This is a genomic window from Allobosea sp. 47.2.35, from assembly GCF_024655635.1.
Lineage (GTDB): Bacteria > Pseudomonadota > Alphaproteobacteria > Rhizobiales > Beijerinckiaceae > Allobosea.
Map to the genome: position 1 here is coordinate 106365 of NZ_JANLGI010000001.1, position 18557 is coordinate 124921.

At 67.4% G+C, this 18557-nt stretch carries 20 protein-coding genes; 9 read left to right on the forward strand and 11 right to left on the reverse strand.

Going from position 1 to position 18557, the window contains the following annotated elements:
• The first annotated feature begins 4 nt into the window (after nt 1-4).
• Together NUV79_RS00520 and NUV79_RS00525 are read left to right on the forward strand one after the other, a co-directional pair.
• Nucleotides 5-1411, forward strand: a complete 1407-nt coding sequence (locus tag NUV79_RS00520; RefSeq protein WP_257731133.1) for an NAD(P)(+) transhydrogenase (Re/Si-specific) subunit beta — start codon at nt 5-7, stop codon at nt 1409-1411.
• An 82-nt stretch (nt 1412-1493) separates the two neighbouring features.
• Entirely contained in the window at nt 1494-2366 is an 873-nt protein-coding gene (locus NUV79_RS00525) for an alpha/beta hydrolase (protein WP_257731134.1), read from the forward strand.
• 18 nt (nt 2367-2384) lie between these two features.
• On the opposite strand, the gene NUV79_RS00530 is transcribed toward NUV79_RS00525, so the two are convergent.
• The 5 genes from NUV79_RS00530 to NUV79_RS00550 form a co-directional block, all read right to left on the reverse strand.
• Nucleotides 2385-3242: a tetratricopeptide repeat protein gene (locus NUV79_RS00530; protein ID WP_257731135.1), complete on the reverse strand. Its 858-nt coding sequence runs from the start codon at nt 3240-3242 to the stop codon at nt 2385-2387.
• 241 nt (nt 3243-3483) lie between these two features.
• Nucleotides 3484-3717 (reverse strand): 30S ribosomal protein S21, encoded by a 234-nt coding sequence (gene rpsU / locus NUV79_RS00535; protein WP_076438761.1) that lies wholly within the window; start codon nt 3715-3717, stop codon nt 3484-3486.
• Nucleotides 3718-3886: 169 nt separating this feature from the next.
• A complete protein-coding gene (locus NUV79_RS00540; RefSeq protein WP_257731136.1) occupies nt 3887-4993 on the reverse strand; it encodes a 5-(carboxyamino)imidazole ribonucleotide synthase in 1107 nt (368 codons plus the stop codon).
• On the reverse strand, nt 4990-5490 hold the full coding sequence (gene purE / locus NUV79_RS00545; protein WP_257731137.1) for a 5-(carboxyamino)imidazole ribonucleotide mutase: 501 nt from the start codon (nt 5488-5490) through the stop codon (nt 4990-4992). Before purE ends, NUV79_RS00540 begins: the two co-directional genes overlap by 4 nt.
• Nucleotides 5491-5589: 99 nt before the next feature.
• Nucleotides 5590-5808: a YdcH family protein gene (locus NUV79_RS00550; RefSeq protein ID WP_047580734.1), complete on the reverse strand. Its 219-nt coding sequence runs from the start codon at nt 5806-5808 to the stop codon at nt 5590-5592.
• Between the two features lie 229 nt (nt 5809-6037).
• On the opposite strand from NUV79_RS00550, the gene NUV79_RS00555 reads away from it, so the two are divergent.
• The 3 genes from NUV79_RS00555 (at nt 6038) to NUV79_RS00565 (ending at nt 7209) form a co-directional block, all read left to right on the forward strand.
• On the forward strand, nt 6038-6226 hold the full coding sequence (locus NUV79_RS00555) for a YdcH family protein (RefSeq protein WP_047580742.1): 189 nt from the start codon (nt 6038-6040) through the stop codon (nt 6224-6226).
• Between the two features lie 180 nt (nt 6227-6406).
• On the forward strand, nt 6407-6667 hold the full coding sequence (locus NUV79_RS00560) for a GlsB/YeaQ/YmgE family stress response membrane protein (protein ID WP_257731138.1): 261 nt from the start codon (nt 6407-6409) through the stop codon (nt 6665-6667).
• Nucleotides 6668-6702: 35 nt separating this feature from the next.
• On the forward strand, nt 6703-7209 hold the full coding sequence (locus tag NUV79_RS00565; protein WP_257731140.1) for a YidB family protein: 507 nt from the start codon (nt 6703-6705) through the stop codon (nt 7207-7209).
• 68 nt (nt 7210-7277) lie between these two features.
• On the opposite strand, the gene NUV79_RS00570 is transcribed toward NUV79_RS00565, so the two are convergent.
• Both NUV79_RS00570 and NUV79_RS00575 read right to left on the reverse strand, forming a co-directional pair.
• Entirely contained in the window at nt 7278-8906 is a 1629-nt protein-coding gene (locus tag NUV79_RS00570) for an acyl-CoA synthetase (RefSeq protein ID WP_257731141.1), read from the reverse strand.
• Between the two features lie 98 nt (nt 8907-9004).
• A complete protein-coding gene (locus NUV79_RS00575) occupies nt 9005-9769 on the reverse strand; it encodes a sulfite exporter TauE/SafE family protein (protein ID WP_257731142.1) in 765 nt (254 codons plus the stop codon).
• A 173-nt stretch (nt 9770-9942) separates the two neighbouring features.
• Between NUV79_RS00575 and NUV79_RS00580 the strand changes: the two genes are divergently transcribed.
• Nucleotides 9943-11874: a propionyl-CoA synthetase gene (locus NUV79_RS00580; RefSeq protein WP_257731143.1), complete on the forward strand. Its 1932-nt coding sequence runs from the start codon at nt 9943-9945 to the stop codon at nt 11872-11874.
• Nucleotides 11875-12003: 129 nt separating this feature from the next.
• Here NUV79_RS00580 and NUV79_RS00585 read toward each other — a convergent pair whose 3' ends face one another.
• Together NUV79_RS00585 and NUV79_RS00590 are read right to left on the reverse strand one after the other, a co-directional pair.
• Complete coding sequence (locus NUV79_RS00585) at nt 12004-12735, reverse strand: DUF1013 domain-containing protein (protein ID WP_257731144.1); 732 nt, start codon at nt 12733-12735, stop codon at nt 12004-12006.
• A gap of 190 nt (nt 12736-12925) precedes the next feature.
• Nucleotides 12926-13924, reverse strand: a complete 999-nt coding sequence (locus NUV79_RS00590; RefSeq protein WP_257731145.1) for an NAD(P)H-quinone oxidoreductase — start codon at nt 13922-13924, stop codon at nt 12926-12928.
• A 91-nt stretch (nt 13925-14015) separates the two neighbouring features.
• On the opposite strand from NUV79_RS00590, the gene NUV79_RS00595 reads away from it, so the two are divergent.
• Both NUV79_RS00595 and rcdA read left to right on the forward strand, forming a co-directional pair.
• Entirely contained in the window at nt 14016-14216 is a 201-nt protein-coding gene (locus tag NUV79_RS00595; RefSeq protein ID WP_257731146.1) for a DUF1192 domain-containing protein, read from the forward strand.
• Between the two features lie 358 nt (nt 14217-14574).
• On the forward strand, nt 14575-15105 hold the full coding sequence (gene rcdA / locus NUV79_RS00600) for a protease adaptor protein RcdA (RefSeq protein ID WP_257731147.1): 531 nt from the start codon (nt 14575-14577) through the stop codon (nt 15103-15105).
• A 122-nt stretch (nt 15106-15227) separates the two neighbouring features.
• Here rcdA and rpmE read toward each other — a convergent pair whose 3' ends face one another.
• Complete coding sequence (gene rpmE / locus NUV79_RS00605; RefSeq protein ID WP_199091846.1) at nt 15228-15464, reverse strand: 50S ribosomal protein L31; 237 nt, start codon at nt 15462-15464, stop codon at nt 15228-15230.
• 249 nt (nt 15465-15713) lie between these two features.
• Here rpmE and NUV79_RS00610 point away from each other — a divergent pair, with 249 nt between their 5' ends.
• On the forward strand, nt 15714-17510 hold the full coding sequence (locus NUV79_RS00610) for an ABC transporter transmembrane domain-containing protein (RefSeq protein WP_257731148.1): 1797 nt from the start codon (nt 15714-15716) through the stop codon (nt 17508-17510).
• Nucleotides 17511-17519: 9 nt separating this feature from the next.
• On the opposite strand, the gene NUV79_RS00615 is transcribed toward NUV79_RS00610, so the two are convergent.
• Nucleotides 17520-18539, reverse strand: a complete 1020-nt coding sequence (locus NUV79_RS00615) for a peptidoglycan -binding protein (RefSeq protein WP_257731149.1) — start codon at nt 18537-18539, stop codon at nt 17520-17522.
• Between the last annotated feature and the right edge of the window lie 18 nt (nt 18540-18557).

The window sequence follows — 18557 nt, forward strand, 5'->3', positions numbered from 1 at the left end:
CGCCATGGCCGCGAACCTCTCAGCCCTGCTCTACGTCGTCTCCGGCGTCCTCTTCATCATGGCCCTGCGCGGCCTGTCGCATCCGACGACCTCGCGACAGGGCAACCGCTACGGCATGATCGGCATGGCGATCGCCATCGTCACGACCGTGGTGTTCTTTCCGCCGTCCGGATTCTCCGGCTGGCTGCTCGTGCTTCTCGGCATCGCGATCGGCGGCGGCATCGGCGCCGTGATGGCCAAGCGCGTGCAGATGACGCAGATGCCGCAGCTCGTCGCCTTCTTCCACTCGCTGGTCGGCCTCGCCGCCGTGCTGGTGGCGGCTGCCGCGCTTTATGCGCCGGAGGCCTTCAATATCGGCCGCGTCGGCTCGATCAAGGGCGCGAGCCTGTTCGAGATGGCGCTCGGCGTCGCCATCGGCGCGATCACCTTCACCGGCTCGATCATCGCCTTCCTCAAGCTCGACGGGCGCATGAGCGGCAAGCCGATCATGCTGCCGCAGCGCCACGGCATCAATATCGGGCTCGGCATCGCGCTCGTCGTGCTGCTCGCGATCTTCATCAAGAGCGAGAGCCACACCGTCTTCTGGCTGATCGTCGCGGTTTCGCTGGTGCTCGGCGTGCTGCTGATCATCCCCATCGGCGGTGCCGACATGCCGGTCGTCGTCTCGATGCTGAACTCCTATTCCGGCTGGGCTGCCGCCGGCATCGGCTTCACGCTCGGCAACATGGCGCTGATCATCACCGGCGCGCTGGTCGGCTCGTCGGGCGCGATCCTGTCCTACATCATGTGCAAGGCGATGAACCGGAGCTTCATCTCCGTCATCCTCGGCGGCTTCGGCGGCGATGACGCCGCAGCCGGCGCGGGCGGCGCGGTCGAGGCGCGCCCGGTCAAGCAGGGCTCGTCGGACGATGCAGCCTACATCATGAAGAACGCCGGCAAGGTCATCATCGTGCCGGGTTACGGCATGGCGGTGGCGCAGGCGCAGCACACGCTGCGCGAGATGGCGGACCTGCTCAAGAAGGAAGGCGTCGAGGTCAAGTACGCCATCCATCCGGTCGCAGGCCGCATGCCGGGCCATATGAACGTGCTGCTGGCCGAAGCCAACGTGCCCTATGACGAGGTCTTCGAGCTTGAGGACATCAACTCGGAATTCGGCCAGGCCGACGTCGCCTTCGTCATCGGCGCCAACGACGTCACCAACCCGGCCGCCAAGACCGACAAGTCCTCGCCGATCTACGGCATGCCGATCCTCGACGTCGAGAAGGCCAAGACCGTGCTCTTCATCAAGCGCGGCATGGCGGCGGGCTATGCCGGCGTCGAGAACGAGCTGTTCTTCCGTCCCAACACGATGATGCTCTTCGGTGACGCCAAGAAGGTCACCGACGAGATCGTCAAGGCGATGGCCCACTGAGCGGGCACCGCCCCGTCATCGGATTGCTGCAAAGGGCCGGCTTGATCGCCGGCCCTTTCGTTTTCGGAACCCGTGCCGCACGATGATCATGCGTTTGCTGAAACCGGTGCTGCTGCTGGGCCTCACGGCCTATCTGGCGGTGCTCGGCACGCTCTACATGCGCCAGCGCGAGCTCGTGTTCCCGCGCGACCCGGCGAAGGCCGAGATAGCCTTGGCTGGGCTGCCGGCTGCCGAGGAGGTGAGCGTTGCCACCGCCGACGGCGAGCGGCTCGTCGCTTGGGTGGTGCCGCCGCGCGCGGGCAAGCCAGTCCTGCTCTATTTTCACGGCAATTCCGGCAATCTCGGGCGGGCCGGGCGGATCGAGCGCTTTCGCGGGCTCACGGAGGACGGCACGGGGCTCTTCGCCGTCAGTTATCGCGGCTATGGCGGCTCCTCGGGGACGCCGAGCGAGGAGGGGCTGTTGCAGGATGCGCGTGCGGCCTATGAGGTTGCGGCCGCGCGCTTCGGGGTCGGCAACCTGATCGGCTACGGCGAGTCGCTGGGCACCGGCGTCGTCCTGAAGCTGGCGGCCGAAGTCCCGTTGCAGGCGGTGGTGCTGGAGGCGCCTTACCGGTCGACGCTGTCGGTGGCGCAAGGGACCTATCCCTACCTGCCGCTCAGTCTGCTGATGAAGGACCAGTTCCGCTCGGACGCGGTCATCGGCCGGGTCAAGGCGCCGCTGCTGGTGCTGCATGGCGAGCGCGACCAGGTCATTCCCTTTGCCGAGGGGCAGCAGCTCTATGAACTCGCGAACGCGCCCAAGCGCTTCCTGCGCTTTCCGGCGGGACGGCATTCGGACCTGCCGCGATACGGGTCGCTCGGGGAGATCCGGCGTTTTCTGGCACAGGCCGCGTCGGGTAGCCTCGCCGGAGCGGAGAGCCGCGCGATCGGAGAGGTGGCAGGCGCGGATCCCTGACGCCGCGCCCGATCTTTGTCAGCTGCGGAAGAAGCCGCCGACGCCACCGCCGCCGAGCCGCGAGGAACCGGCGCGTGCCTGGGCATTGTTGCCGTCGATCGCCAGCGCGCGCTGGTAGGCCTCGGAGGCCTCGGCCTTCTTGCCGAGCTTCTCGAAGGCGAAGCCACGACCCGCCCAGGCATCGGCATTGCGGTTGTCGACATTGAGGGCTGCGGTGAAGTCCTCCTGCGCGGCATCGTATTTGCCGAGGACGTTCAGGCTCTGCCCGCGCGCGATATAGGGCGGGGCGGTGTAGGGATTGCGGTCGATCACCGAGTCGAAATCGGTGACGGCATGCTGGTGCTGGCCTTCCTTCTGGTAGACGAGGCCGCGGGCATGGAAGGCTTCCGCCGATTCGGGGTTGAGCCGGATCGCGGTATTGAGGTCGCCCAGCGCCTGCTGGCTATTGCCCTGCTGACGCAGCAGGTTGGCGCGCGCGATATAGGCCGGCGCATAGTTCGGGTTGGCCGTGGTGGCGCGGTTGAAATCCGCCAATGCCGAATCGGCCCGCCCGCTCTGGCGCAGCGCCAGGCCGCGATTCGTGTAGGCGGAGGCGAGGTTCGGGTCGATCTGGATCGCCTTGGTGAAATCCGAGATCGCATCCGAGAAGCGGCCGACGCGGGCATAGGCCGCGCCGCGCGTGTTGTAGGCGCCGGGGTCGTTCGGATTGCGCGAGATGACCTCGCTGAGCGAGCCGATATTGACGCTGGCATCGGCGCTGTCGCGGGTATCGAGCTCGGCGACGGCGGGCTGGGAGCCGAGATTGGAGACCGTGTCGCACCCTGCGAGCGCCAGCGCCATGCCGGCTGCGGCGAACCAGTTACTGCCTCGGATCATGCTCTGCCTCATCGGTTTCGTGCTTCGCCTGCCGCGATGCCCCGATTTCCGGAACTGCCCGGCCTTGCGGCCGTCGCGGCGTGATCGCGCTCCCAACCGACAGCGCCGTGCCGGAGAAAACGCCCGAAACCCGCCAAAACTTGGTTAACGTCGCTGAAAAGACAACGCGCCCGGAGCGGACTCCAGGCGCGAAACGCTATCGGCCCTGTCCTGGCGGCCCGTTGGGGCCGCCCGAAAGGTCTCAGGGGCGCTTGGGCTTCACCGGCGCGGGCAGGAGGCCTTCGCGCTGGAGCTTCTTGCGCTGGAGCTTGCGGGCGCGGCGCACGGCCTCGGCCGACTCGCGCGCCTTCTTCTCGGAGGGCTTCTCGTAATGGCCACGAAGCTTCATCTCACGGAAGATGCCCTCACGCTGCATCTTCTTCTTGAGGGCGCGGAGCGCCTGATCGACATTGTTGTCGCGAACGAGAACCTGCACGTGAAACGTCCGTCCTTAGCGGGTTGATCCAGAAATGGGGCCGGCGGTAAGGCATAGCCCACCGCGCGAAGATGGGTGCGGATAGCAGAATTCATTTCGCCTGTCCACGCCGCGATCCCTTGAAAATGCGGGGCCGCATGCAGTTCGGACATGGATACGGGCTGGACGCTCAAATGCGCTCGTCCGTGACCCGGGTGACGTGGCCCATCTTGCGGCCCGGGCGGGCGTCGCGCTTGCCGTAGAGATGCAGATGCGCGCCCGGCTCGGCCAGCAATTCGCGCCAGCGCAGCGCGCTCGCGCCGATCAGGTTCTCCATCTCGACGCGTCCACGCCGGGCGGTGGAGCCGAGCGGGAAGCCGCAGACGGCACGGACATGCTGGTGGAACTGCGAGGTGTCGGCACCCTCGCTGGTCCAGTGTCCGGAATTATGGACGCGCGGGGCGATCTCGTTGACGACGACGCGTTCGACGAGGTCGCCCTCGGCCTCCAGCACGAACAGCTCCACCGTGAAGACGCCGACATAGCCGAGCGCCTCGCCGATGCGACGGGCGGCCTCGATCGCCTGCAGCGATGCGCCCTCCGAGAGATTCGCGGGGATGCGGGTATAGGCGAGGATATGGTCGCGATGTTCGTTCTCGCAGACGTCGAACGCGGCGAAGGAGCCGTCGAGCCCGCGCGCGGCGACGACCGAGACCTCGCGCACGAAGGAGACGAAGCCTTCGAGGATCGCCGGAAAGCGCCCGATCGCCTCATGCGCCTCGGCGAGGTCGCTGCCCGGCGCGATCTTGACCTGGCCCTTGCCGTCGTAGCCGAAACGGCGGGTCTTCAGAACCGAGGGGCGGCCGAGCTCGGCGGCGGCCGTTTCGAGATCGGCCAGCGTGTCGACTGCGCGGAACGGCGCGACGGCGAGGCCGAGTTCGGAGACGAAGCGCTTCTCGCTGAGCCGGTCCTGGGTCACCGCCAGGGCGCGGGCGCCGGGATGGAGCGGCACGCGCGCAGCGAGGAAGGAAGCGGTCGCAGCCGGGACGTTCTCGAACTCGTAGGTCACGACGTCGACAGCATCGGCAAAGCGGGCGAGCGCCTCCTCGTCCTCGTATTCCGCGACGGTGTGACGTGCCGAAACGTCGAAGGCCGGGCTGTCGGTCTCGGGCGCGAAGATATGGCAGCGAATGCCGAGATCGGCGGCTGCGAGCGCCATCATCCGGGCGAGCTGGCCGCCGCCGAGGATGCCGAGCATGGCGCCGGGGGCGAGGCCGGTGGGAACAGGCGCGCTCATGCCTCGTCCCTGTTGGGGCGCTCGGCGATACCGGCGCTCTGGCGGGCGCGATAGGCGTCGAGTCGCTCGGCGAGGGCGCTGTCCGAGAGGGCAAGCACCGCGGCGGCGAGGAGGGCGGCGTTGACGGCGCCGGCGCGGCCGATGGCCAGCGTACCGACCGGGATGCCCGCCGGCATCTGCACGATCGAGAGCAGGCTGTCCTGACCCGAAAGGGCCTTGGATTCGACGGGGACGCCGAAGACCGGCAGCGGAGTCAGCGAGGCCGTCATGCCGGGCAGGTGCGCCGCGCCGCCGGCGCCGGCGATGACCACCTTGAAGCCCTCGGCCTTGGCGCCCTTGGCGAAGTCGAACAGCCGGTCCGGCGTGCGGTGGGCCGAAACGATGCGCGCATCATAGGGGATCGCGAGGGCGTCGAGCGCCTCGGCCGCATGACGCATCGTCGCCCAGTCGGACTGGCTGCCCATGATGATGGCGACGGGGGTGCTGCTGGCTGCCATGGAATGCGCTCGGGCTCGGCTCCGGAAGCGCGCGATCTAGACCGGTAGACGCCGGGTAAGCAAGGGCGAATCGGCTTGAGGCAGCTGGAAAACGCCGCGTCAGGCGATGATGTCGGGCGTCAGCGCGTCCTCGATCTGGGAGATGCGGTCCTTGAGGTAGAGCTTGCGCTTCTTCAGGCGCTGGACCTGGACCTGATTGATCGAGCCCACGCGCTCCAGCGCATCGATGGCGCTGTCGAGATCGCGATGCTCCTCGCGCAGCCGCGCGAGTTCGGAGGTGAAGGTCTCGACCTCTTCCGGGCTGAGCTCGAATCCCATGGGCATCTCATCATCGCCTTGATCGGGGGCGACTATGCGCGTGCCGCCCTGCGTCCCGCAAGTGCGGGTGGGGCAGCTGAAGGCATAGGGAAGCCATCTATTCACGGCTTTCCGGAAACGGACCGGTCACGATCACAGAATCTCATGAATGCCGTGTGACGGCGCAGGGAAGACGTGAAGCCGGCTCTATGCCAGATTGGGACGTCAACCGCTCATCAGGAGGATCCAGATGTCGTTGCAGACCCGTCTTGCGGAACTCGAGCGCAAGCACCGTCAACTCGAGGACGCTATCGCCCAGGCTGTGGCGAGCCCGTCCTCCAGTGACCTCAGCCTCGCAGAGCTGAAGCGGAAGAAGTTGCAACTGAAGGATGAGATCGAACGCGTACGGATGACCATGCCGGAGCGAACCTTGCATTGAGCCGGCGGGCCGAATGGCCCGTTGAATGCGATGAAGATGCGGATGAACCGGCCCGAAAGGGCCGGTTTTTCGTTGGCGGCAGGCCGGGGCGGGCGCCGTCAACGGAATGACACAAATCGGCGGGAACTTCTTTGGCGATGACCCGTTGAAGCCGGGCGCGCATCGCGAGGGGAGGCAGCCATGGGCATCGTCTGGACCATCATCATCGGTTTCGTCGCCGGGGTCATCGCCAAGTTCATCATGCCCGGTTCGAACGAGCCCGCCGGCTTCGTGCTGACGACGATCCTCGGCATCATCGGTGCCTTCGTCGCGACCTATCTCGGCCAGTCGCTCGGCTGGTATGCGCCGGGGCAGGGCGCCGGGCTGATCGGCGCGGTCGTCGGGGCCATAATCGTGCTGGTGGTCTGGGGCGCGATCAGCGGCCGCAACCGCGCTGTCTGAGTTCGACCTTCCTTTTCCCAAACGGAGTGAGCGCCGTGAGTGACGACAACAGCAGCAGCGGTTTCCCGTCCCTGACCGCCCTTCTCGGGCTCCTCGCCGTCGCCGGCTACCAGAATCGCGACAAGATCGCGGAATGGCTGGGCGGGCGCGGCCAACCCGAGCCGGGACAGGTTCCGGCGCCGCAGCCCGGACAGGCTGGCGCCGCGCCGCAGGGCGATGGCGGCGGACTTCTCGGTGGCCTTGGGGGATTGCTGGGTGCCGGCGGCATCGGCGGCATGCTGAATGGCGGGCTCGGCGAGCTGGCCGACCGGTTCAGGCAGGCCGGGCAGGGCGAGAAGGTCGATTCCTGGGTGCAGAACGGACCGAACCAGGAGGTCGCGCCCAGCGATCTCGAACAGGCGCTCGGCCCGCAGGTGATCGACGCGATCGCGCGCCGCACCGGCCTGTCGCGCGACGAATTGCTGGGGCGGCTGTCGCAGGTGCTGCCGGAGGCGGTCGATCGCTATACGCCGGATGGGCGGCTGGATCGCGCGGGGGTCTGATACCGCAGACGATAGCGCTATCCCGGGCTTCGCTCGGAATGGCGGCTAATTGCGGCTGAAGTCGGTGCTCAGAGCGCCCGCGCCATCTCCCGCAGGCGGAATTTCTGGATCTTGCCGGTCGAGGTCTTCGGCACCTCGGCGAAGACGATCGTGCGCGGGCATTTGAACGAGGCGAGATGCTCGCGGCACCAGGCGATGATCTCGGCCTCGGTCGCGGTCTTGCCCGGCTTCAATTCGATGAAGGCGCAAGGCGTCTCGCCCCATTTCTCGTCGGGGCGTGCGACGACGGCGGCGGCCTGCACGGCCGGATGCTTGTAGAGCGCGTCCTCGACCTCGATGGACGAAATGTTCTCGCCGCCGGAGATGATGATGTCCTTCGAGCGGTCCTTGAGCTGGATATAACCGTCCGGGTAGCGCACGCCGAGATCGCCGGTGTGGAACCAGCCCCCAGCGAAGGCGGCCTCGGTCGATTTCCGGTTGCCGAGATAGCCCTTCATCACGACATTGCCGCGCATCATCACCTCGCCCAGCGTCTGGCCGTCGCGCGGAACGGGCTGCATCGTCTCGGGATCGAGCACGTCGAGCCCTTCGAGCGCGGGATAGCGCACGCCCTGGCGGGCCTTCTTGGCGGCCTGCTCGGCCGGCGAGAGGGCGTTCCAGTCGTCATTCCAGTCGTTGACGACGGAGGGGCCGTAGCACTCGGTCAGCCCGTAGAGATGTGTCACCTCGAAACCGGCCTGCTTCATGCCGGCGAGCACGGCCTCGGGCGGCGGGGCGGCGGCGGTGAAGAAGGAGACTGTCTGCGGGAAGTCGCGGCGCTCTTCGGGCGTCGCGTTGAGGAGCGTCGACATCACGATCGGCGCGCCGCAGAGATGGGTGACGCCATGGTCGGCGAGCGCATCGTACATCGCCTTGGCGCGGACCTGGCGCAGGCAGACATGGGTGCCGGCGACGATCGAGATCGTCCAGGGGAAGCACCAGCCGTTGCAGTGGAACATCGGCAGCGTCCAGAGATAGACGGGGTGCCGGCCCATATTGCCGGTGATGACGTTCGACGTCGCCAGCAGGTTGGCGCCGCGATGGTGATAGACCACGCCCTTGGGATCGCCGGTGGTGCCGGAGGTGTAGTTCAGCGCGATGGCGTCCCATTCGTCCGCTGGCATCAGCCAGTCGAATTCCGGGTCTCCTGAAGCAATGAGCTCCTCGTATTCGACCTCTCCCAGCCGCTCGCCGGGGCCGTCATAGACGGGGTCGTCATAGTCGATGACGATCGGCTTGGCCTTGCAGAGCGCGAGGGCCGCCTTGATCGTCCCGGAGAACTCGCGGTCGGTGATCAGCACCTTGGCGCCGCCATGGTCGAGCGAGAAGGCGATGATCGCGGCGTCGAGCCGGGTGTTCAGCGTGTTGAGGACGGCGCCGGCCATCGGCACCCCGTAATGGCATTCCAGCATGGCCGGCGTGTTCGGCAGCATCGCCGCCACCGTATCGTTCTTGCCGATGCCGTGCTTCGCCAGAGCCGAGGCGAGGCGGCGCGAGCGGGCGTAGAATTCCGCATAGGAGCGGCGCAGCGGGCCGTGGATGATCGCGGTGCGGCCGGGGAAGACCGAGGCCGCGCGCTCCAGGAAGGCGAGCGGCGTCAGCGGCTGGTAGTTCGCCGGGTTGCGGTCGAGATCGGTGTCATAGGCCGAACGGGTCATCGGGAGCCTTCCTCGCAAGCGCCGAAAGCCTTAGCGGCTGGCGCGCTCCCAGGTAATCCATCCCTTTTTCCGATGCGGCGCAATCGCGCGGATGCGGCTCAGCCGAGAAGATGCAGGCCGCGCAGGCCGTCATAGACGAGCTTGGCGCCGACCAACAGCAGCAGCCAGTAGATGATCCCGTAGAAGCGCTCGGGCGGGACACGACGGACCAGCCAGACCCCGGCGAAGGTCGCGGCGACCGCGAAGGGCAGCAGCGCGGCGGAGGCCAGCAGGTTCTGGCCGTTGAGCTGGCCGAGCGCGAGATAGGGGATGAGCTTCACGAGGTTCATCGCGGCGAAGAAGACCGCGCCGGTGCCGACGAAGACGGCGGGCTTCAGCTTCTGCGGCATGACATAGATCTGGAAGGGTGGGCCGCCGGCATGGGCGACCATGCTGGTGAAGCCGCAGAAGAAGCCCCAGAGGCTGCCGGCGCTCCAGTTCGCCTGCGTCGCGACAGTGGGCTTCCTGCCGTCGCTCAGCATGCGGCGCAAAGCGAAGCCGACCGAGATCAGGCCGACGGCGAGCACGACCGCCGCATCCGAGACCTTCGCGGCCAAGAGATAGCCGACGAGGATGCCGATGAGGGCGCCGGGCGCCAGCGTCGCGAGATTGCGGCGGTCGAAATCACGCCGATAGGACCAGACCGAGACGACGTCCTGCGCGATCAGGAGCGGCAGCATGATCGCGGCTGCCGTCACCGGCGAGACGACCAGCGCCATCAAGGGCAGGGAGAGCAGGCCGATGCCGGAGAAGCCGCCCTTGGCCAGGCCGGTCAGGACGACGGCCGGCACCATCGCGGCGAAGAAGAGCGGGTCGAAGGGCATGTGGTACTGCGTCGCAGGGCCGGGAAATGCAGGTCGGGATCGGCGAAAGTCTTAAGGCGGCGCGCTTGCGCTGGGCGCGGGGAAGAGCGCAGGGTTTGCGCAAAACCAGCCCCGCCATCGCCGGCTCGCTCACGGGGCTTTAGGCTGAAACCCGGCGCAGAGGAACGCTTCCGATGAATGGCTCCCATGCGGCGCCCGCCCGCTCCGAAGGCTATCGCGAAACCTATGCACGCTGGCAGGCCGATCCGGACGCCTATTGGCTCGACATGGCCAAGGGCATCGACTGGATCAAGCCGCCCGAGAAGGCCTTCGATCCGGCGGCCGGCATCTATGGCCGCTGGTTCCCGGATGCGACCTGCAACACCTGCTTCAACGCGCTCGACCGGCATGTGCGCGATGGGCGCGGCGAGCAGGTCGCGCTGATCCATGACAGCCCGGTCACCGGGACCAAGGCGAGCTATACCTATGCGCAGATGCTGGAGGAGGTGGCGACGCTCGCCGCCGTCCTGCAGGATCTCGGCGTCGGCAAGGGCGACCGCGTCCTGATCTACATGCCGATGGTGCCGGAGGCGGCCTTCGCCATGCTCGCCTGCGCCCGGATCGGCGCCGTGCATTCGGTGGTGTTCGGCGGCTTCGCGGCCAAGGAACTGGCGACGCGGATCGACGATGCCGAGCCCAGGGTCATCCTGACCGCGACCTGCGGCATCGAGCCGACGCGCGTGGTCGAATACAAGCCGCTGCTCGACGGCGCGATCGAGATGGCCAGGCACAAGCCGCAGGCCTGCGTGGTGCTGCAGCGGCCCCAGGTCGATGCCTCGATGCATGTGACCCGCGACAGGAACTGGCGCACGCTGGTGGCGGCTGCGAAGGCCGCGGGGCGCAAGGCGGATTGTGTCGAGGTCGCGGCGACGGACCCGCTCTACATCCTCTACACATCCGGCACGACCGGCCGGCCCAAGGGCGTGGTCCGCGACAATGGCGGGCATATGGTCGTGCTCAAGGCGACGATGGATCAGCTCTTCGATGTCGGGCCGGGCGAGGTGATGTTCTGCGCCTCCGATGTCGGCTGGGTCGTCGGCCACGGCTATATCGTCTACGCGCCGTTGATCCAGGGCGCGACCAGCGTGCTCTACGAGGGCAAGCCGGTCGGCACGCCCGATCCCGGGGCGTTCTGGCGGGTGATCGCCGAACATGGCGTCAAGGTGCTGTTCACGGCGCCGACCGCCTTCCGCGCCATCCGCAAGGAGGACCCCGAGGGCAAATATCTCGCCGGACACGACCTCTCGCGCTTCAGGGCGCTGTTCCTGGCCGGCGAGCGGGCCGACCCCGAGACGCTGAAATGGGCCGAAGAGATGCTCAAGGTCCCGGTGATCGACCATTGGTGGCAGACCGAGAGCGGTTCGCCGATCGTCGGCGACCCCATGGGGCTCGGCCTGCTTCCGGTGAAGCACGGCTCCCCGACGGTGCCGCTGCCGGGCTGGGACGTGCAATGCCTCGACGAGGGCGGGCGGCCGGTCGAGGCCGGCAAGATGGGCGCGATCGTGCTGAAACTGCCCTTGCCGCCGGGCGCGCTGCCGACGCTGTGGAACGACGATGCGCGCTTCAAGGAGGCGTATCTCGCGACCTACCCGGGCTATTACAACACCTCGGATGCCGGCTTCATCGATGCGGACGGCTATGTATTCATCATGGGCCGCACCGACGACATCATCAATGTCGCCGGCCACCGGCTCTCGACCGGCGGCATGGAGGAGGTGCTGGCGGCGCATCCGGCCGTGGCGGAATGCGCGGTCGTCGGCATCCGCGACGCGCTCAAGGGCGAGCAGCCCTGCGGCTTCGTCGTGCTGAAGGCCGGCGCGACCGTGACGCCCGAGCAGGTCGAGAAGGAGCTGGTCGCGCTGGTGCGCGAGCGCATCGGGCCGGTCGCGGCCTTCAAGCTGGCGCTGACGGTCAATCGCCTGCCGAAGACACGCTCCGGCAAGATCCTCAGGGCGACGATGAAGAAGATCGCCGACGGCGAGGATTACGCCGTGCCCGCGACGATCGAGGATGTCGCGGTGCTCGGCGAGATCGGCACGGCGCTGAAGGGCAGGGGGATCGGGTAGAAGCGGTCGCGCTACCGCGTCATGCTCGCCCTTGTGGCGAGCATCCATGTCTTGAACACGACCTTCGAGCAGCGAAGACGTGGATGGTCGGGACAAGCCCGACCATGACGGCTGAGCCGGAGCCTAAGCTCAGCCCTCGTCGTCCTCGTCTTCGGCCGGGCGCTTGAGCTGCTTCAGCTTGGCGAAGACGGAATCGACGTCGATCGCGGCCTCTTCCTCGCGCTTCGGCCGGCTCATGTCGGCGAAGGGCTGGCTCTCGCTGCGTGCGGGCTCCGGAGCGATCGCCTCTTCCACCGTGAGCAGGGTCGAGCCGGCTTCGGCCAGCGCGGCCGGACGGTCCTTGGCGGCGCGGCCGACTTCGAAATCGAGGTCGATCTGCGAGCACAGGCCAAGGCTGACCGGGTCGATCGGGGTGAGCTGCTGGGCGTTCCAGTGCGTCCGGTCGCGGATCTGCGCGATGGTCGACTTGGTCGTGCCGATCAGGCGGATGATCTGCGCGTCCTTGAGCTCGGGATGGTTGCGCAGCAGCCAGAGGATGGCGTTCGGACGGTCCTGGCGCTTCGAGACCGGGGTGTAGCGCGGGCCCTTGGTGCGCTTGATCTCCGGCACCTTCACCTTGCGCTCGGCGAGCTTGAGGTGATGGTTCGGGTTCTTGGCGGCGCGCTCCAGCTCCTCGCGGGTGAGCTGGCCGGAGGTGATCGGGTCGAGGCCCTTGATGCCGGCGGCGACTTCGCCGTCCGCGATGCCGCGCACCTCGAGCGGGTGCAGCTTGCAGAACTCGGCGATCTGCTCGAAGGTCAGCGAGGTGTTCTCGACCAGCCAGACCGCGGTGGCCTTGGGCATCAGCGGGGTTTGTGACACGGGACGGTCTCCTCTTCGCCTTCGCGCCGCCGCTCGCAGGGGCTCCAAAAGGCAGGGTCGCGGACAATAGCTCTCATGCGCAGACCGGCCTCCCCGGCCGGCCATCCAAATCATCGACGATGAGCAGGATGGCGCGCCTTATAGGCGAGGGCGGGGCCAGTGTCCATGAAAAGCGTGTGATTGCAGAAGGTCACACCGTCAGTACGATCTTGCCGATATGGGCGCTCGACTCCATCAGGCGATGGGCGTCGGCCGCCTGCGCCAGCGGGAAGGTCGCGTGGATCAGCGGCTTGCAACGGCCGGCCTCCAGCAGCGGCCAAACCTTCGCGTGCAGCTCGGCGGCGATGGCGGCCTTCTCGGGCACGGTGCGGGGGCGGAGTGTCGAACCGGTATGGGTCAGGCGCTTCAGCATCAGGCGGCTGAAATTGACGGTGGCCTTCGGCCCGTTGAGGAAGGCGATCTGGACGATGCGGCCCTGATCGGCGGCGAGCTCGTAGTTGCGGTCGATATAGTCGCCGCCAACCATGTCGAGGATCAGGTCGGTGCCGCGTCCGCCGGTCATGGCCTTGCCCGCCGCGACGAAATCCTCGGTGCGGTAGTTGATGGCGTGGTCGGCGCCGAGCTCCAGGCAGGCGGCGCATTTGTCGTTGGAGCCGGCCGTGGCGATGACGGTCGCGCCGAAGGCCTTGGCCAGTTGGATCGCCGTGGTGCCGATTCCCGACGAGCCGCCATGGACGAGGAAGTTCTCGCCGGCCTGCAGGCGGCCGCGCTGGAAGACATTGGTCCAGACGGTGAAGAAGGTCTCAGGGATCGCGCCGGCCTCGGTCAGCGTCAGGCCCTTGGGGGCGGGCAGGGCGTTGCTCTCGTCGACCACGGCATATTCGGCATAGCCGCCGCCGGCGACGAGGGCGCTGACGCTCGCGCCGACAGGAAAACGATTGGCGCCTTCACCTTGCGCGACGACCGTGCCGGCGAATTCGAGGCCGGGGATGTCGGAGGCGCCGGACGGGGGATTGTAGCCGCCCTGACGCTGCAGGACGTCCGGGCGGTTGACGCCGGCGGCGGCGATGGCGACGAGAATCTGGCCGGGGCCGGGCTTCGGCACCGGGCGCGTTTCCGGCCGCAGGACCTCGGGGCCGCCGGGCGCCGCCATGCCGATCGCCGTCATCGTCTCGGGAAGGGTCGTCATGCGTCTCGTCCTCGTTTGGTGCGTCGCAGCGTGACTGCGGTCGAAACTTGGGTAGCGTGCCGCGCGCAGTTTGAGCAGATGCGAGGCCGCCATGTCGATATTCCCGGAGGACGACCGTCCCAAGCCGAAGAGCGTGCATGAGATCGGGCAGGACCTGTCGATGCTGTCCCTGGCCGAGATCGACGAGCGCATCACCGCGCTCAAGACCGAGATCGAGAGGCTGATCGAGACCCGGGCGCGCAAGGATGCCTCGCGCTCTGCGGCGGACGCGTTCTTCCGCAAGCCCGCCTGAAAAAGCGTCAAAAAGAAACGCCCGTTTACCGGGCGTTAATGATTCCAAAGTATGAATCGCATCATCCAGTTTGTCTGGATGTCGAGTGGCTCCTGCCCACTCTGTTTGACGCCTCCCTGTTGACCTTCGAGCCGCCTTTGGCGGCTCTTTTTTTGCCCGCGCGTTCCCTTGCGTCGGCTGGTCGATAAGCTCCTGTGGAGCCGCCTGCCTTGTTGTCGCCACAGCGGTTTAGCCTCGTTAAGGTTAACGGCACCTTACCGACGCCGGAAACCGTGATCGGCGCTATCCTTGCGACATCGGCAGCCATATCCGTGACGCGTTCCAGAGGCGCACGGGTTTGTGCCGATGGGAGACACCAATGAACGACGCCCAGTTGCTCGATCCGCAGACGGAAGAGGGCGCGATTTCCTTTGCTCGGGGTTTCGTGCGCTCCGATGCCTTCATGCTGCTGTTTCGCGAGGGGATGGGGCTGGTCGAGCAGACGGCGAGCTATCTCGACGGGGACGGGCGCAAGGACGCCGCCGCGCTGCCGCGCGAGGCCTCGCTGACCTATGCCACCGAAAGCATGCGCTTGACGACGCGGCTGATGCAGATCGCCTCATGGCTCCTGGTGCAGCGGGCCGTGGCTGAAGGCGAGCTTACCGCCGAGCAGGCCCGCACCGAGCATAACAAGGTCAAGATGGGCGATCCGATGCCGCCCCCGGCCGAGCATATCGTGGCTCAACTGCCGGAGCGGCTGCGCGACCTGATGGCGCATTCTTTCCGTTTGCAGGAGCGCATCCGTCATCTCGAGGGCCAGATGTCGGGCGTGGCCCCTGTCCGCGCCAACGCGAATCCCGTCTTGAACCAGCTCGCCAGCCTGGAAGCGCGGCTGGGCTTCGGCCGCTGACCCTTTCAGATGCGCGGCGTCTTATGGGCGCCGCGACCCGATCATGCTCGAACAAAAAACCCGGCCGCGAGGCCGGGTTTTTTGTTCGAGATCAATGACGGCGGCGCCGGAGCGCCGCAGCATCACTTCTTGCCGATGGCGCCGATGCCGCTGAAGCGCGAGTTGAAGCGCGAGACGCGGCCGCCGCGATCCAGCATGTGCTGGGTGCCTCCGGTCCAGGCCGGATGGGTCTTGGGGTCGATGTCAAGGTTCAGCGTGTCGCCTTCCTTGCCGTAGGTCGAGCGGGTGGCATATTCGGTGCCATCGGTCATGACGACCTTGATGGTGTGATAATCGGGGTGGATGCCGGCCTTGGCCATGACGAAGTCCTCGGAGCTACAAAAACGGGCGCATCGACAAGCAGGCGAGCCTGCCCGGCCCGTCGAAAGAATTCGGATGAGCCTGTCGTGAAGTCGCGTGCACATATCGCAGCCGGCGCCTCAGCGCAAGCACAACGCGCTTTCGGGGGCTCCCCTGCGGCGTTGCGTCGTTTGCCAATCCGGCCATGATCGGCTTCACGGAGGCAAGATTGAGATTGGTCGAAAGAACGCGCGCGGCGCGTGCGCGAGATGCGGGAGGGCCAGTGCGTGGCCGAAGCTGACAAGAACGACAAGAAGGCCCGGCCCGATTTCCGCTCGCTCGCGACCTTCTGGCCCTATGCGCGGGCGCAGAAGCGCCGGATCGCGCTGGCGCTGGTCGCCCTCATCATCGCGTCGCTGGCGACGCTGGCGCTGCCGCTGGCGGTCCGGCGCGTCATCGATGTCGGTTTTGCCGGCGGCGAGCGACAGCTCGCCGACAGCTATTTCATCCTGCTGATCGGCGTGGTCGGAGTGCTGGCGCTGGCAAGCTCGGCGCGGTTCTATCTGGTGATGACGGTGGGCGAGCGCATTGTCGCGTCGCTGCGCGCCGACGTCTTCCGCCACCTGACCCGGCTGGAGCCGGCCTTCTTCGATTCGAGCCGCGCGGGCGACCTCGTCTCGCGGCTCACCGCCGACACCACGCAGATCAAGTCGACCTTCGCCTCGACCGCCTCGATCGCGCTGCGCAACGCCATCATGGCGCTGGGGGCGCTCGCGATGATGGTGGCGACGAGCCCGCGGCTTTCCGCGATCGTGATCGGCGTGATTCCGCTGATCGTGATTCCGCTGGTCCTGTCCGGACGTTCGGTCAGGCGGCGTTCGCGGGCGGCGCAGGACCGGCTGGCGGATGCCTCCGCCTTTGCGGCCGAGGCGGTTAGTGCCATCCGCACGATGCAATCCTTCGGCGCCGCGCGCCAGACCTCGGCGCGATTCGAGGCGGCCTCCGATGACGCTTACGGCGCCTCGCGGGAGGCGACGGCCTCACGCGCGCTGCTCTCGGGCGTCGCGATCTTCCTGGTCAGCGCCAGCGTCGTCTGCGTGCTCTGGGTCGGCGCCACCGAGGTGTTCGACGGGCGGATGAGCGGCGGGCGGCTGTCGCAGTTCATCCTCTATGCCGTGCTGGCGGCCAGCTCGCTCGGCCAGCTCTCCGAGGTCTATGGCGATATCAGCGCCGCTGCCGGTGCCTCCAGCCGGCTCGGCGAGATCCTGGCCTTGAAGCCGGCCATCGCCGCGCCGCCGCATCCCAAGCCGATGCCGGCGCCCTCGTTCGGCGAACTCGCCTTCGAGAACGTCTCGTTCAGCTATCCCGGCCGCGTCGGGCCGGCTCTGTCGGATCTCAGCTTCTCGGTCCGGCCAGGCGAGCGGATCGCGCTGGTCGGGCCTTCAGGAGCCGGCAAGAGCACGGTGCTGCAACTGGCGCTGCGCTTCTACGATCCGCAGGACGGGCGCGTCGTCGTCGATGGCGTCGCGGGGCCCGAGGCCGATCCCGAGGTCTGGCGCGAGCGTTTCGCGCTGGTGCCGCAGGAGCCAACGGTGTTCGGGGTCTCGGTGCGCGATAACATCGCCTATGGCCGCCCCGAGGCCTCGCAGGAGGAGGTCGAGGCTGCAGCGAGACTTGCGGCGGCGGACGAGTTCATCCGTGCCTTGCCTGAGGGCTACGAGACGGTGGTGGGCGAGCGCGGCGTGACGCTGTCGGGCGGGCAGCGGCAGCGCCTCGCTATCGCGCGGGCGATCCTGAAGGACGCGCCGATCCTGCTGCTCGACGAAGCCACCTCGGCACTCGATTCCGAGAGCGAGCGGGCGGTGCAGGACGCGCTCGACCGCCTCATGCAGGGCCGGACCACGCTGGTGGTGGCGCATCGGCTGGCGACCATCCTCTCGGCCGACCGAATCCTCGTCATGGAGGACGGACGCATCGTCGAGGAGGGCAGCCATGCCGAGCTCAAGGCGCGCGGCGGGCTCTATGCGCGGCTGGCGGCGCTGCAGTTCGGACTGGAGGCGGCCTGAGCGGCGGCCTCACCGCTCGGTGATCTTGAACTCGATGCGGCGGTTGCGGCGGTGGGCTTCGTCTGTATTGGCCACGTCGAGGGGCTGATACTCGCCGAAGCCGGTCGCGGCGACGCGGTCGGTCGGCAGGCCGCGCGAGATCAGGTATTCGACGACGGCGATGGCGCGGGCCGAGGAGAGATGCCAGTTCGAGGGGAACTGCGCGGTCTTGATCGGGCGGTTGTCGGTATGGCCGTCGACGCGCAGGATCCAGGGCAGGTCGGGCGGCATCTCGTTGCCGAGATCGAGCAGGATGGTGGCGAGCTTGTCGAGCTCGCCCTTGCCCTCGGGCTTCAGCACGGCCTGGCCGGCATCGAAGAAGACCTCGGACTGGAAGACGAAGCGGTCGCCGACGACGCGGATATCGGGCCGCGTGCCGAGTACCTGCCGCAGCCGGCCGAAGAAGTCCGAGCGATAGCGCGCCAGTTCCTGCACACGCTGGGCCAGCGCGACGTTGAGCCGTGAGCCGAGCTCGGAGATGCGGGCCTGCGAATCCTTGTCCTTGGCCTCGGAGGCGGCGAGCGCCTCCTCCAGCGCCGCGAGCTGGCGGCGCATGGCTTGAATCTGCTGGTTGACCAGATCGACGGTGGCCTGGGCGCGGGCGGAAAGCTGCTTCTCGGCGTCGAGGGCCTTCTGGGATTCGGCGAGCTGGGCGCCGGCATTGCTGCCGGCTTGCGTGTCGATCAGGCCCTGCAGGCGGGTGCGATCGCCCTGGGCCTGCGCCAGGGTCGATTGCATGAGCTGGAGGCTTTCCTGCGCCTGCCGGTTGGAGGAGCGCTCCAGGGCGAGCAGGTCGGTCAGTTCCGAAATCTGCCTGTTGAGGCGTTCAAGCGCCGTGTCCTTGCCGGTCAGCTCCTGCGAGAGGAAGAACTGGCCGAGCACGAAGACGGTGAGCAGGAAGACGATGCCGATCAGCATCGTCGAAAGCGCATCGACGAAGCCGGGCCAGAAATTCGTTTCCTCGCGGCGATGGGCGCGGGAGAGGGCCATCCGTCAGGTTCCTGCTCT

What these genes read in the sequence shown, in the direction of transcription:
- NUV79_RS00525 (WP_257731134.1), top strand. Translation starts at nt 1,494, where the DNA reads ATGATCATGCGTTTGCTGAAACCGGTGCTGCTGCTGGGCCTCACGGCC.
- NUV79_RS00540 (WP_257731136.1), bottom strand. Translation starts at nt 4,993, where the DNA reads ATGAGCGCGCCTGTTCCCACCGGCCTCGCCCCCGGCGCCATGCTCGGC.
- rcdA (WP_257731147.1), top strand. Translation starts at nt 14,575, where the DNA reads ATGAACGACGCCCAGTTGCTCGATCCGCAGACGGAAGAGGGCGCGATT.
- NUV79_RS00555 (WP_047580742.1), top strand. Translation starts at nt 6,038, where the DNA reads ATGTCGTTGCAGACCCGTCTTGCGGAACTCGAGCGCAAGCACCGTCAA.
- NUV79_RS00610 (WP_257731148.1), top strand. Translation starts at nt 15,714, where the DNA reads ATGCGGGAGGGCCAGTGCGTGGCCGAAGCTGACAAGAACGACAAGAAG.
- rpmE (WP_199091846.1), bottom strand. Translation starts at nt 15,464, where the DNA reads ATGGCCAAGGCCGGCATCCACCCCGATTATCACACCATCAAGGTCGTC.
- NUV79_RS00580 (WP_257731143.1), top strand. Translation starts at nt 9,943, where the DNA reads ATGAATGGCTCCCATGCGGCGCCCGCCCGCTCCGAAGGCTATCGCGAA.
- purE (WP_257731137.1), bottom strand. Translation starts at nt 5,490, where the DNA reads ATGGCAGCCAGCAGCACCCCCGTCGCCATCATCATGGGCAGCCAGTCC.
- NUV79_RS00615 (WP_257731149.1), bottom strand. Translation starts at nt 18,539, where the DNA reads ATGGCCCTCTCCCGCGCCCATCGCCGCGAGGAAACGAATTTCTGGCCC.
- NUV79_RS00520 (WP_257731133.1), top strand. Translation starts at nt 5, where the DNA reads ATGGCCGCGAACCTCTCAGCCCTGCTCTACGTCGTCTCCGGCGTCCTC.
- NUV79_RS00575 (WP_257731142.1), bottom strand. Translation starts at nt 9,769, where the DNA reads ATGCCCTTCGACCCGCTCTTCTTCGCCGCGATGGTGCCGGCCGTCGTC.
- NUV79_RS00530 (WP_257731135.1), bottom strand. Translation starts at nt 3,242, where the DNA reads ATGATCCGAGGCAGTAACTGGTTCGCCGCAGCCGGCATGGCGCTGGCG.
- NUV79_RS00570 (WP_257731141.1), bottom strand. Translation starts at nt 8,906, where the DNA reads ATGACCCGTTCGGCCTATGACACCGATCTCGACCGCAACCCGGCGAAC.
- NUV79_RS00550 (WP_047580734.1), bottom strand. Translation starts at nt 5,808, where the DNA reads ATGGGATTCGAGCTCAGCCCGGAAGAGGTCGAGACCTTCACCTCCGAA.
- NUV79_RS00560 (WP_257731138.1), top strand. Translation starts at nt 6,407, where the DNA reads ATGGGCATCGTCTGGACCATCATCATCGGTTTCGTCGCCGGGGTCATC.
- NUV79_RS00590 (WP_257731145.1), bottom strand. Translation starts at nt 13,924, where the DNA reads ATGACGACCCTTCCCGAGACGATGACGGCGATCGGCATGGCGGCGCCC.
- NUV79_RS00595 (WP_257731146.1), top strand. Translation starts at nt 14,016, where the DNA reads ATGTCGATATTCCCGGAGGACGACCGTCCCAAGCCGAAGAGCGTGCAT.